The following is a 13,141-nucleotide window of genomic DNA, read 5'->3' as shown; positions in this document are numbered from 1 at the left end:
ACTCATGGTATTAGCGGGATAAACGGAATTCTGCTTTACCGTTTACCGTATATGGAGACAATGAAATCTGTTCTTGGTTTAGACTTAATGACACAGCCGTTGCATCATCAAGACGAATCTGGAATGGAGACTCACCAGTTAAGTTTAAAGTTGATGACTGACGACCTATCGCCAAAACTTTACCTGTTGCATCAACAATATGAACAGAAGTTGGTCGGTTAAAGTTTAACACCAATTGGTCACCCACTGTTGAGGTGGTAGCCCCCTGCATAGGTAAAACTTCAACATTCGATTGATTTACTTTAGGTAAATCAGCATCATCTTTCTTTGAAGTCCATTTTTGGACACCCATAACAAGCAATGACACAACAGCAAGAATTACAACAGCAAGAAGTGCGCGCTTTAACCATTTTTTATTACGATCACTATTAGAACCCGGGAGTTTACCCATGATTTTAATTGGTGAATTATTTAAGGCATGATTTGGTAACAGCCCAGTATCATTTGCATAAATCTCATCGAAACGCTGAATAATTGCGGTCGCGTCCGTATTTAAATATTTTGCATATGAACGGTAATAACCCTTAATGAAAGTCGCTTCCGGCAATGATTTATAGTCATCTTGCTCTAAAGCGGTCAAGGTCTTAACCGGCATATTTAAATCTGAAGAAACTTGCCCTAACTCTTTATTCTGAGCAACTCGAATTTGACGTAAATACTCACCAGGACGTTGAATATTTCCTAAAGCAGAAGTCGGTAAGCTTGAGCCAGTTGGCTGCTGTGAATTAGGATTTATTTCCATACGGCCTCAGTACTATACTGTAATTGCAAATAACGTTGATATTCTGGACTTTCCGGGAACAAGGCACGTAACTGGTTTACTAACACTTGCATTCCCATTTTATCCGCATTGGCTCGAGCCACTCTTACACCAATCCAAAGTGCTCTTGCACCCTGATTTTTCTGCCCCACTGTACGAACATATTGCTCATACATTTGTGTAGCAGCCGGAATCTGCTGCTGCAAATAAAAAATTTCCGCTAACTCTAACATTGAAATATAAGAATCGCGGTTAGCAAGGAGTGCTTGTTTGAATGTTTTTTCAGCATTCGCAACATCACCCAATTTTAAATAAATACGCCCCAGATTTTCTAATGCCTGATAGCGTTGGTCATAACCTAATGTTGCGCCAGCAATACGAAATTGCTCAACCGCATCATTATAACGCTCCATTTGATATAAATAAGTACCATAATTATTATGTGCTTGAGCATTATCCGGTTCAGATGAAATTGCTCGTTTGAAATAATGTTCTGCTTTTTCTAAATTGGGTTTGCTACCTTCTTGCTGTAGCAAAATACCCATCATCATATTTGCAGTAGCATCGCGGCTATCTACACTTAAAGCTTGATCAAGAGCTCGCTTTGCTAAGTCCAAGTCACCCGAACGGATATGTTCAGCAGCAAGTTGTGTACGCACCTTTACCGCTTTCTCTGGGTCTTTTTTTTGCGTATGCGTTGTCTGGCAACCACTTGCCAGAAATGCAACTGCAATCCCCATACATAAGACCGTTTTTAACTTTGGAATACTCAAAGCCTGCCCTCAATTTATCCTTGTGTACGCAAAATCTCTTGACGCTGTGTGACTTTTTTCTGCCACTGTTCTGCACGGCGGGTTCTGTCAGCCACCTGACCCACTAACTGTCCACATGCAGCATCAATATCATCACCACGTGTTTGACGAATCGTACACACAAATCCCGCATCAGACAAAGTTTTTTGGAACGAGATAATACGATTTCTGCTTGAGCGACCATATGGCGCATGCGGGAACGGGTTAAATGGAATCAAGTTAATTTTACTTGGTAAATTTTTTAATAATTTAATCATTTGCTGTGCATGTTCAGGCTGATCATTTACGCCTTCTAACATCACATATTCAATCGTTACATGTTTACGCGTACTTTCATTACCATCTTTGGCAATATAACGCTGACATGCTGCAATTAACTGAGCCAATGGATATTTTTTATTAATTGGCACAAGCTCATTACGTAATTCATCGTTTGGCGCATGTAAAGAAATGGCTAAAGCGACATCAATGTCTTTTGCAAGCTGGTCAATTTTCGGTACAACACCCGATGTCGATAAAGTCACACGACGTTTTGACATGCCATAAGCAAAGTCATCAAGCATAATCTGCATTGAGCTTAATACAGCATCATAGTTGAGTAATGGCTCACCCATGCCCATCATCACGACATTGGTCACTGAACGCTCACGCTCGGCAACAGGCACTTCTTCCATATAAGAATAGTTTGCCATCCAGAGTTGCCCAATAATTTCATCTGGCGTTAAATCACGTTGAAAACCTTGTTTACCTGTTGAACAAAATGAGCAATCTAATGCACAGCCCACTTGAGAGGAAATACAAAGCGTTTTACGTAACCCAGTTTTATCTTCCGCAGGAATTAATACAGTTTCAACTAAAGAACCTGCACCCTCACCTACGCGAAACACCCACTTACGTGTACCATCTTTTGAATAATGACGGTGAACCACTTCAGGTGCTTTAATTTCACAAATCTGTTCAAGCTTCGCACGTAGTTTGCCAGAAATATTGGTCATTTCAGCAAAGTCAGTAACAAAGTATTGATGTATCCATTTCATGACCTGTCCGGCACGAAACTTCTTCTCACCAATATCTTCAAAGAATTTTTCTAACTCAGGACGAGACATGCCGAGTAAATTCACTTTATTTTCGGCAGCAGGGATTACCGGCGTGGACGAAGATTGCTGCTGTCCATCAAGATTTTCAGATGAAACGACCACTGCAGAGCTCATGTGTATTTACCTAAACCATGTCAAAAAAACTGAAGATATTGTTCAAGAATCAAACAATATTCTCTTAAGAGAATAAAAAAACCAGATAAGTAGTATACCACTTATCTGGTTTGAATGCTTTCGATTAACGAGTGCGTGGGCAGATCTCGTTGTCAGCAAAGAAGTAAGCAATTTCACGCTCTGCAGAAGCAACTGAGTCAGAACCGTGAGCAGCGTTTTCGTCGATGCTTACAGCGAAGTCAGCACGGATAGTACCAGGAGCAGCTTCTTTAGGGTTTGTAGCACCTAAGATTTCACGGTGTGCAAGAACTGCGTTTTCACCTTCAAGAACAGATACTACAACTGGACCAGAAGTCATGAATGCAACTAAGTCACCAAAGAAACCACGTTCTTTATGCTCAGCATAGAAACCTTCAGCATCAGCTTGAGAAAGGTGTTTCATTTTAGTCGCAACAATTTTTAAACCCGCTTTTTCAAAACGAGCAAAAATTTCACCGATGTGGTTTTTAGACACTGCATCAGGTTTTACGATAGACAAAGTACGTTCAATAGCCATGAGTGGCTCCTTTATTTTAAGATTTAAACTTTAAAAAATTTGCCGCATTATACCGATGTCATAGGCAATAATCAGCTTTGAATGTGTAAAAGTTGCGATTTTTTCTACTGTTTTTAGCGAACTTCATCTATCCAGGCCATTTGAATGCCCTCTAGCAATCCTTCTGTCGATTTATTTGGGTCATCGCTGAAGTCTGGCAATGCGCACACCCATGCATGTAAATCTGTAAAACGGATCCATTGCGGATCAACTTCTGGATGTGCTTCTGACAATTCAATGGCAATATCAATCGTATCTGTCCAACGTAAGCCCATAGCGGCTCCTATCTGTTTAATCTGCTAAATCACGAACTGTGTACTTTAGCAAATCCACAAACCTAATCGATAGCTTAAGCTGATAAAAATTACCGATGCTTATAAAGCGATGTTCAATAATGGCGCCACAAAAATAATCATAGCCGCGACCGCTGCACCAATTAGCGCACCAACAATCACATCACTTGGGTAATGAAGACCCAGTACCATACGAGACAAAGCGACAAGCACCATAAATGGGAACATGGCTGCAAGCAGAACTGGCTGGATGTAACCCAATACAATTGTCACCATGACCGCATGAAGTGTGTGGCCTGATGGAAAACTAAAGTGATCAAGCGGTCTTTCACCAAGCACAATCACCTGATGCACCTGATAAGGACGTGGTCGCGTTGTCTTATGTTTTAAAAATTTATAAATTGCTGTGCCGACAGAACCACCTAGCAACAAGTAGATAATTTGCAAGCTATAGGTGATACCTTGCATGCCCCACACAATTGCCAGCATTAGATACCAAAACGGACCATCACCAACACGACTGATAATTTTGAAAAAAAGGGCAACACGCTGTGAGTGAGAGAAATTGTTCAGATATAAACAGCCTCTCAAGTCTAAATCGAGTATTTTTATTTTTGCATTCTTAAATTTCATGGTCATTCTCCTATCTTAGGATACTTAGGTGAAGTCCAACGAGGGCTCCTTCACTACCTGATAAAATGCCTGCTCCAATTGCTGAACCGGAAGTTGCCAACCGCTTTGCTGTACTTTATGACAGGCTTGTACGCCCATTTCTCTAAGTTGTTGTACCGAAGGAAGCTGATAAATTTGTTGTATAAAGTGGTTTTTTTGTCCAAGTGGGCTTAACCAGCCATTCACACCATGTGTTAAGTATTGATGTGCACATGCATAATCATACGCTATAACTGGTAAACCGCTTGCCATTGCCTCTAAAACTACGTTACCAAACGTTTCAACTTGACTCGCAAATACGAATACATCTGCACTCGCATAGGCCACCGCCAAATCTTGACCTCTCAGACTTCCGGTAAAGATAACACCCTTCGCTTCAGGTAGTGACTTTAAACGAGCAAAATCTGGGCCATCTCCCACAATAACTAATTTAGTTTTATGTGGCTGAATGCTTTGCAGGTTCGCGTAACTTTCAATAAGTACTTGCACTTCTTTTTCAGGAGACAAACGCCCTACATAAAGCATAACGCGAGTATTCTCATCAGCATCCCATTGTTTTCGCAAATTTTCAGAGCGATGCTTCGGTGAAAATCTTGTTGTATCTACGCCACGCCCAACGACAACCAGTGGACAAGTAATACCGAAACCTCGTAATGCTTCTTGAGTATCTTTACTCGGCACACAAGTTACTTGAGTGTTATTGTGAAACCAGCACAGATATTTTTGAATCGGTTTGACTAAAAAAGCCAAATCAAAGAATCGACTAAAGTCTTGAAATGGTGAATGAAAGCCACTAGAAACTGGAATAGCTTTTGCCTTAGCAGCTTGCATGGCAGTTAAACCTAATGGCCCTTCAGTCACAATGTGCACGACATCTGGGACAAACTTTTCAAAAGCTTTCGATACTTTTAAATATTGTGGCCAACCAAATTGTAAAGTTGGATACTTAGGAATCGCCTGCGACATAACCAAGCATTCTTGCTCTGCTGTAAAGTCATGGCATTTTGCTTTTTGCTCTGGGCGAATCAGTAAAATCTTATGCCCCTGTTTTTGTAAACCTTGGCATAACTGTAATAATGATAGTGCCACACCATTGATTTCGGGTGGCCAAGTTTCCGTCACAATCGCAATTTTTAAACGTGGGCGCACCAAATCATGCAATGAATGTGCATTAGATAGCTGCTGCTTTTGTTTAAAAAAGAATTGGAAGCTTTCAGGAAGTTGCTGTTGTTTTAATAGTGCTGTCGCGTATGAACTTTGCATAGCGCCATCCATCAATGTATTTATTTTCATGCTTAAAGATTAAGCAGTTTTTTTGACATTTTGATGATAAATGCATGACAGTTTACTGACATGCAAAATAAAAAAAGCATGCTGATGACAGCATGCTTTTTTCTTAAATCCTAGTAACTCTTAGCGATTTTGTAATTTTGCATAATCCATGAGTACATTAGCAGCTTCAGTCACAAAAGTTTCTTCTTCTGGTAACGCTGGACGTTGCGATGCTTTCATTTTAGCGCGAGATTCAGCTAGAGCATCTAATGAAGCTTGATAGCTTTCCCAGTTTGCAAAAGGCTTTTGACCCGTTGCAGCACGGCGTTCATTCTCTGCATCTAAAGTTTGTTTCTCTAAACCAAGTAATTCAGCACGACGCTTATCAATATCAAGTACAACTTGTTTTTGGTCACTCGTTACCTTAGCAATTGCAGTACGTTTATTTAGATATTTAAACTGAGCATCATTGGCAACACGTTGTTCAGAGAATTGAGACAACTTCGTAACATATGGCTGAACAGAACCTTCGCGCTTAAATGGTGCAGTAGGAATTGTGTCCCACTTCAATGCATTCTTCGATTTACGCTCACCAAACTCTTCGTTATAGATATCGACGAGTTTAATGTCTGGCACTACACCTTTATTTTGTGTACTACCACCAGTAATACGATAGAACTTACGCTGAGTTAAAGTCGCTTGACCATATGCAAGAGTATCAAGTTGTACCTGAGCTGTACCCTTACCAGTGGTTGTACTACCAATAATAATACCGCGCTCATAATCTTGAATTGCAGCAGAGTAAATCTCACTTGCCGACGCCGATGCCAAGTTCACCAATACCGCGAGTGGGCCTGTATAAATTTGCTGACCGCCATCGTTATCTTCAAACACGCTTACGTTGCCATTGCCATCACGAATTTGCACCACCGGACCAGACTTAATCACCTGACCCAACATACGTGCAACTTCTTCTAATGAGCCACCTGGGTCATTACGTAAGTCAATAATAATACCTTCTACTTTCTTCGCTTTTAGCGCTTCAAAAGCATTTGCAGTATCTTCAGAAACTGAACGGTATTGTTTACCCGCACGACGTGAACGATAGTCAAAATAGAATGATGGAATTTCGATTACGCCCAATACATGCTTTTTACCATCACGTGTTACTTCAACTGTGCGTGAACGAACACCAGCATCTTCTTCTTGAATAACATCACGTACTAAAGTCACATTACGAGCCTGACTCATTGATGCACCAGCACCAAGAAGTTTTAGCGTGACTTTTGTTCCGCGTTTACCACGAATAAGCCCAACAATTTCAGAACTAGTCCAGCCAATCACATCAACCATTTTCTCGCCTTCTTGGGCGACACCAATGATTCGATCTCCTGATTTCACTTGACCAGACTTACTTGCAGGACCACCTTCTACAATGGTTTCAATCTTGGTGTAATCTTCGTTGCCACGTTCTGGACGAATCGACACACCAATACCTTCGAGCTGCAAAGTCGTTTGGCGATTCAGTTCTATCGCATCAATTGGCGGATAATAGTTACTATGTGGATCATAGGTCGCCAACATTGCATTTAATGTTTTGTCCAAGACGTCATCGCTTTTTACACGACTAATTCTTTCAAGCTGACGTGTATAGCGTTTAGTTAACGTTTGAGCTGGCGTTAAATCTTCTGGCCCAGTTAAGTCTTGCCCATTTGCAAGTGAAGGATTCTCTTTAAGCGCTTTTTGTTTCGCCTGCTCTTCTTCACGGCTAATGGTTAAGTTGATTAACTGTGAAACCAACATTTTGCGCCAATGGTTTTGTTGCTCAGCAGTCGTTTTAAAATAAGGTGCTTTTTCACGATCAACTTCAATATAGCTATTTGGCTGCTTTAAATTTTGCTGTTGTTTTAACTCAGCTAACATGAACTCATAAAATTGTTTTAAGCGTTCACGATATTGCTGATGAATTGCAAACGGTCCAGTTAAATTCCCCGCTTTTAATGAAGCACCAAAATTTGAACCATATAGTTTTTTATAATTTTGAACTTCAGAATCTAAAAATAGTGAGTGATCTGGATCAAGACTATCTAAATACATATCCAGAATACGATTTGATGTGGTCGCATCCAGACGCATATTTAAATAATGTTGGCGATCTACTAAAGTTGCCAGTTGGCGAGCCACCAAAGCCTGTTCTTGCGTTGGCTGGATCGATTGAGAAACCGCAGCAGTATTGGTTGCCGCTCTCGCTTCATTCATCGTATGAGAGAAGAATAAACCGCCAGTCGCGATCGCTACTGCACAAGCTATAGTTTGAAGTTTCATAAATTTTTAATACTTCCTTGGGTGTTCCTATCTTACACGCTCTGTTTTCGATATGAACTAAGCAGATTCAAAATCTTAACCAACTAAATTGTTTATACCGTGTAGTTTTATCATATTCTGTACTGACAAAATGTAGCAAAACATTGCAAAATTCGCTTATTGTTTTTCAATCAAAATTCAAATGGAACCAATATGATTGGCGCATTGATGCTGGACATCGCCGGCACAGAACTTACTCAAGAAGATATTGAACTATTACGCGCTCCGCAAGTCGGTGGCATGATTTTATTTGCACGAAATATTGAATCTCCACAACAAGTGCGTGCTTTAACCGACCATATGCGTCAAATTCGCCCAGATATTTTGATTGCTGTTGACCAAGAAGGTGGCCGAGTTCAGCGCCTAAGATCAGGTTTCACCCTATTACCAGCCATGGGTCGTTTCGGAGAGTTATATTTAACTCAACCCCAAAAGGCTCTTGAATTAGCTGAGCAATGCGGTTGGTTAATGGCAACTGAAGTTCTTGCTGTCGGCATCGATTTCAGTTTTGCGCCAGTTCTAGACCTGAATGCTATTAGTGATGTAATTGGTGACCGTAGCTTCTCTAAAAATATTGATGATATTGCCCCGCTTGCAGGCGCATTTATGCAAGGTATGAAAAAAGCCGGCATGGCAAATACAGGCAAACACTTCCCGGGTCACGGTTCAGTAAAAGCTGACTCTCATGTTGCGGCCGCAATCGACAGTCGTAGCTATGACGAAATTTACAACCATGATATGCAAAGCTTCATTAAGCTTATGCCTCAGCTAGATGCGCTCATGCCTGCACATGTGATTTATGATCAAGTTGATCCAAATCCAGCAGGTTTTTCACCTTTCTGGATTCAAGAAGTTCTACGCAAACGTTTGAATTTTAATGGTGTACTTTTCTCTGATGACTTAAGCATGCAGGCTGCATGTGTCGCAGGTGGTGCGGATGCTCGTATTCAGGCTGCTCTAGCAGCTGGGTGTGACATGGGGCTGGTGTGTAATGATCGAAGTGCAGCCTGTACAGCGCTCGAAGGTATTACAAACTTAGCACTGCCAAATCAACTGCGTTTAGAACGCATGCGTGGCCAAATTCCACAAATTCAGATTGGTGAAACTTTATCGCTTGGAAATGAATGGCAAGCTGTCAAAACAGCCATTGAAGAGTTTAAAAATTCGATCTAAATTGAGTTAAACCTATATTTGACTGATGATCTTGATCATCAGTCAAACCACACAAAAACAATAAATCGAGTTCAGGACGAATGACACAACACCTTTCAAAACACCGCCACATCTCTTTTACAGCCCACTATACGGGTTATATCTGGTATCAAATGGGGATTTCTCATGAAGCTCTTGCCACAACGAAAGGCAAGTCACTGGCATATTTGGTTCACCCGCTAGAATCATGGGCAGAGAAATATGTGGGTGGCAGCATGCGCACCACACTAAAACAACGCCACATCATGCTTGATCATCATTTAGAAAAATTAATTCAAGAAAATCCTGATTTACAAGTTCTAGAAATAGCATGTGGCCTGTCGCCACGTGGCTGGTGGTTTAGACAACATTACCTTTCTATTACCTATCGGGAGCTTGATTTGCCCGATATGGCACAAACCAAACAAAATGCGTTACAGCAAATTGAAAAAAATGCACCTGAAATCTTATCAGTTGATTTATTTACAGAAGCTTTTGCACAGGCATTTGAAGTATTTGACCCTAACCGCCCATTGGTTGTAATCAGTGAAGGCTTGATTAACTATTTCGACAAAGATTTATTAAAACAATTGATCCAAGCGATTGGCCACTATGGTGCCACTTTTAAAAAGCTTCATTATTTAACCGACTTATATCCTGAACCCGTTAAAAACAAACTCGCCAGTATTATTTGGAATAGTAGTAAATTACTTAAACTTATGTCTCGAAGCTCATTTAGTTTTCATTTTAAGACTCCACTAGAAGTGAAAGACTTTTTTAAAGATGCAGGCTTTAGTCAAGTTAACGTTGAACAACCTCAAATATTCTTTGGACAAGTTTCTAAAGACAGCAATGAAGAGCATCTAGGTGACTTAGTCTGGACTATCCATTCTCAAATAAAATAATAAATATAAAAAAATGGAAGCTCGAAATAAACGAGCTCCCATCTATAAATATATTATTAAGCTGCTTGTTTTTGACGAGCAATAAAACGGCTTAACCGGTCAGCAAGCTCAAAACTACCATGTTTAAATAGAGCTCGAATACCCTGCGCTGTACTTTCAAAAATTAAGCACTCAATCGCAAAACTACCTTCTTCATCTTCTAAATGAAGTGCCAAATCGCGTGGATGGTCATTCACAAAATCAAGCTGCGAAACATCATTCATTTTTAAATACATACCGAAGAAAGTCACATCAACAATTGATACAGGGACCTGTACATCAAACTCTCTATGGGTAAGTTGAGTATGAGGTTGTAAAACTGGGACTCGCTCCTCGCCACGACGTTCCATTTTTTGCATTTGGTCACGCGTCATTGGAATAATGCCATCCAGATTTTGGATAGATTCACCTTTTAAAAATGAAGTGAACAAACTCATAGTTTCTTTACGACGCTGTAGCTGCGGTACATGATCTGCGTTTGCAATAAGGGCAAATTCCATATCAGAACATTGCAAAGCAAAATTGGCATTTTCATGAGGCAGAGTAAAACTATCGTATTGCCCTGCTGCAACTAGCGTTTTGCACTCTGGAATAGGTACATCTGTTAAACGCAAAAGGCGATTACAGTTAATTTCATAACGCTCCCGCTCAGTCCCTGTAAATTCAGCCATTTGTCTAAAAAACAACTTCTTAGCAGTTGGTGACATACGAGTTTTTTCTAATTTTGCATGATTCACCAAATACAAAATGACAGCTTGCCCAAACTCTTCCATACGGTTTTCTTGCATGAGTTTGAGCGATTCTTCCAAAATCATTCGCCAACTTTTACGAGTCTTTTGCATAACCCCCATCAAGATCATACGATCCATCAGGTCGGGACGATGATGAGCAAAACAAGAGGCAATCACGGACCCTAAAGACATTCCCATCACAGAAACTTTTTGTATTCCAACGATATCTAACCAACGTCCTAACATTTCAGATAAATCAGGTAGTTCTAAAGTTCCCGCAGATACTCCTGTATCGCGATTAGTAATTTGCTGATTTGCACCCATCGAAGGTAAATCGATTAAAATAACAGGACCACTTTCAAACAACTGTTCAACACAATATTTATAAGAATTAAAATTCTGGAAAGCACCACCAACAATCACAATCGGTGTTTTGTGAATCGTTTTTGGATCGGCAATTGCCATATATTCAATTTTCCAACCGTCAATCCATGTTGTACGAGCAGGTTGCTTAAAACTATCTCTATGGTAGATATCGAAAAAGCCAAAACCGGCATAAGCTTGGTTGATCTCCGAATCCATTTGAATAATGGAATTCATATCCTTGCTTCCTCCTTGCTGTAATTTTTTTATGCTGCAAGAGTTCCTTCTTGAACACGTAATCTTTTATGCACAAATCTTTAAAATTTGTATTAGTTTGTATTGCACAATAACATTCTAAACAATTGTCTGAAATATACGCAATCGCTGAAATGACCGCTCATCTTGTTTAAGCCGCTAATAGTTTGCAAAATATTTAAATGTTTTTTTATGATGGTCACATTTTTGAAAAAAAGCCATTCATTGTTCCGCATTTGACTGCTACTATCTTACTCATTGGTAAATGATTAAAAAATGCTATGCAAGATTCAATTGAACAATATATGCAAAAAGTTGGGCAACAAGCACGTGAGGCCTCGCGCGTCTTAACAAGTGCTTCTACCTCACTTAAAAATCATGCACTCTCTGCTATTTATACTGCTTTAGAAAATAATCAGGCAGCTATTTTGGCAGCGAATCAAATCGACATGGATAAAGGTCGTAGCAACCAGCTCGACAGTGCCTTACTTGATCGTCTTGAGCTTACGCCCGCACGCTTTAAAGGGATGTTGCAAGGTTTAAAAGATGTGATCGCGCTTGTCGATCCAATTGGGGAAATTACTGATCTTGCATATCGCCCCACAGGCATTCAAATTGGAAAAATGCGTGTACCTTTAGGTGTCGTTGGTATGATTTACGAATCACGTCCAAACGTAACACTTGAAGCTGCATCTTTAGCGATTAAATCAGGCAATGCCATTATTTTACGTGGTGGTTCAGAAGCACTCGAGTCAAATAAAGCAATCGCAGAAGCAATTAAGCATGGTTTAAAAGTTGCCAGTTTACCTGAGCATTCAGTACAAGTCATTGAAACTTCTGACCGTGCAGCTGTTGGTCATCTCATCACCATGGCTGAATATGTAGATGTAATCGTTCCACGTGGCGGTAAAAGCTTGATTGAGCGTGTAACCAACGAAGCGCGTATTCCGGTGATTAAACATCTTGATGGTAACTGCCATGTATTTGTAGAAGCACAAGCAGATTTGCAAAAAGCTTTACCAATTACATTAAATGCAAAAACACATCGCTATGGTGTTTGTAATGCGATGGAAACTTTGCTGGTTGACGAGAAAATTGCAGACGTTTTCTTACCACACATTGCCGAACTGTATGCTGAAAAACAAGTGGAATTACGTGGTTGCCCAGAGACACGCCGTATTTTGGGTGCCTCTGTAAAACCTGCGACAGAAGAAGATTGGTATACCGAATATTTAGGGCCAATTCTTGCTGTTAAAGTGGTTAGCGGTATTGATGAAGCAATTGACCATATCAACAAATATGGTTCACATCACACCGATGCAATTGTGACTGAAAACTACACTTTAGCTCGTCAATTCTTAGCTCGTGTAGATTCAAGCTCAGTTGTGATTAATGCTTCAACTCGTTTTGCTGACGGTTTCGAATATGGCTTAGGGGCAGAAATTGGTATCTCTACAGATAAAATTCATGCTCGTGGTCCAGTTGGTTTAGAAGGCTTAACTTCTCAAAAATGGATTGTGTTAGGTGACGGTCAAATTCGTCAATAATTAATCTATTGGTTTAAACAAAAACGCCTGATCAAGATCAGGCGTTTTTATTATTCAAGTTATGAGTCACT

Annotated in this window: 12 protein-coding genes; 3 read left to right on the top strand and 9 right to left on the bottom strand. The window is 40.2% G+C overall.

All coding sequences use genetic code 11. From position 1 onward, the window contains the following. Window positions 1-10 precede the first annotated feature (10 nt). From ACXM0J_RS09330 to ACXM0J_RS09295, 8 genes are all read right to left on the bottom strand, one after another. Window positions 11-802: a helix-turn-helix domain-containing protein gene (locus ACXM0J_RS09330; protein WP_086265032.1), complete on the bottom strand. Its 792-nt coding sequence runs from the start codon at window positions 800-802 to the stop codon at window positions 11-13. Further along, entirely contained in the window at window positions 793-1,593 is an 801-nt protein-coding gene (gene pilW / locus ACXM0J_RS09325; RefSeq protein WP_213034400.1) for a type IV pilus biogenesis/stability protein PilW, read from the bottom strand. The genes ACXM0J_RS09330 and pilW overlap by 10 nt, the downstream gene beginning before the upstream one ends. Before the next feature lie 14 nt (window positions 1,594-1,607). Continuing rightward, entirely contained in the window at window positions 1,608-2,843 is a 1,236-nt protein-coding gene (gene rlmN, locus ACXM0J_RS09320; protein ID WP_002115097.1) for a dual-specificity RNA methyltransferase RlmN, read from the bottom strand. Window positions 2,844-2,967: 124 nt separating this feature from the next. After that, window positions 2,968-3,399, bottom strand: coding sequence for a nucleoside-diphosphate kinase (gene ndk / locus ACXM0J_RS09315; protein WP_000963851.1), 432 nt, complete (start codon window positions 3,397-3,399; stop codon window positions 2,968-2,970). Window positions 3,400-3,512: 113 nt separating this feature from the next. Beyond that, a complete protein-coding gene (gene iscX, locus ACXM0J_RS09310; protein ID WP_004698764.1) occupies window positions 3,513-3,713 on the bottom strand; it encodes a Fe-S cluster assembly protein IscX in 201 nt (66 codons plus the stop codon). A gap of 99 nt (window positions 3,714-3,812) precedes the next feature. Then, window positions 3,813-4,364, bottom strand: a complete 552-nt coding sequence (locus ACXM0J_RS09305) for a phosphatase PAP2 family protein (protein WP_032054389.1) — start codon at window positions 4,362-4,364, stop codon at window positions 3,813-3,815. Window positions 4,365-4,388: 24 nt separating this feature from the next. Then, complete coding sequence (locus ACXM0J_RS09300; protein WP_086265034.1) at window positions 4,389-5,678, bottom strand: glycosyltransferase family 4 protein; 1,290 nt, start codon at window positions 5,676-5,678, stop codon at window positions 4,389-4,391. Window positions 5,679-5,816: 138 nt separating this feature from the next. Further along, window positions 5,817-8,000, bottom strand: a complete 2,184-nt coding sequence (locus ACXM0J_RS09295; protein ID WP_086265035.1) for a carboxy terminal-processing peptidase — start codon at window positions 7,998-8,000, stop codon at window positions 5,817-5,819. 192 nt (window positions 8,001-8,192) lie between these two features. Here ACXM0J_RS09295 and nagZ point away from each other — a divergent pair, with 192 nt between their 5' ends. Next, entirely contained in the window at window positions 8,193-9,212 is a 1,020-nt protein-coding gene (gene nagZ, locus ACXM0J_RS09290; RefSeq protein WP_086265036.1) for a beta-N-acetylhexosaminidase, read from the top strand. Between the two features lie 80 nt (window positions 9,213-9,292). Then, on the top strand, window positions 9,293-10,135 hold the full coding sequence (locus ACXM0J_RS09285; RefSeq protein WP_086265037.1) for a class I SAM-dependent methyltransferase: 843 nt from the start codon (window positions 9,293-9,295) through the stop codon (window positions 10,133-10,135). Window positions 10,136-10,191: 56 nt separating this feature from the next. On the opposite strand, the gene ACXM0J_RS09280 is transcribed toward ACXM0J_RS09285, so the two are convergent. Then, complete coding sequence (locus ACXM0J_RS09280) at window positions 10,192-11,505, bottom strand: alpha/beta fold hydrolase (protein ID WP_213034401.1); 1,314 nt, start codon at window positions 11,503-11,505, stop codon at window positions 10,192-10,194. 299 nt (window positions 11,506-11,804) lie between these two features. On the opposite strand from ACXM0J_RS09280, the gene ACXM0J_RS09275 reads away from it, so the two are divergent. Further along, entirely contained in the window at window positions 11,805-13,070 is a 1,266-nt protein-coding gene (locus ACXM0J_RS09275) for a glutamate-5-semialdehyde dehydrogenase (RefSeq protein ID WP_086265038.1), read from the top strand. Window positions 13,071-13,141 lie beyond the last annotated feature (71 nt).

The sequence above is a fragment of the Acinetobacter sp. GRABPA_MV_2 genome (genome assembly GCF_056725885.1).
The sequence above is the reverse complement of the archived record's forward strand: the minus strand, read 5'-3'. Positions and strand labels throughout refer to the sequence as shown.

Bases quoted from the DNA above. Each gene is read 5' to 3' on its own strand.
- ACXM0J_RS09330 (WP_086265032.1), bottom strand. From the start codon at position 802: ATGGAAATAAATCCTAATTCACAGCAGCCAACTGGCTCAAGCTTACCG.
- rlmN (WP_002115097.1), bottom strand. From the start codon at position 2,843: ATGAGCTCTGCAGTGGTCGTTTCATCTGAAAATCTTGATGGACAGCAG.
- ndk (WP_000963851.1), bottom strand. From the start codon at position 3,399: ATGGCTATTGAACGTACTTTGTCTATCGTAAAACCTGATGCAGTGTCT.
- iscX (WP_004698764.1), bottom strand. From the start codon at position 3,713: ATGGGCTTACGTTGGACAGATACGATTGATATTGCCATTGAATTGTCA.
- ACXM0J_RS09305 (WP_032054389.1), bottom strand. From the start codon at position 4,364: ATGAAATTTAAGAATGCAAAAATAAAAATACTCGATTTAGACTTGAGA.
- ACXM0J_RS09300 (WP_086265034.1), bottom strand. From the start codon at position 5,678: ATGGATGGCGCTATGCAAAGTTCATACGCGACAGCACTATTAAAACAA.
- ACXM0J_RS09295 (WP_086265035.1), bottom strand. From the start codon at position 8,000: ATGAAACTTCAAACTATAGCTTGTGCAGTAGCGATCGCGACTGGCGGT.
- nagZ (WP_086265036.1), top strand. From the start codon at position 8,193: ATGATTGGCGCATTGATGCTGGACATCGCCGGCACAGAACTTACTCAA.
- ACXM0J_RS09285 (WP_086265037.1), top strand. From the start codon at position 9,293: ATGACACAACACCTTTCAAAACACCGCCACATCTCTTTTACAGCCCAC.
- ACXM0J_RS09280 (WP_213034401.1), bottom strand. From the start codon at position 11,505: ATGAATTCCATTATTCAAATGGATTCGGAGATCAACCAAGCTTATGCC.
- ACXM0J_RS09275 (WP_086265038.1), top strand. From the start codon at position 11,805: ATGCAAGATTCAATTGAACAATATATGCAAAAAGTTGGGCAACAAGCA.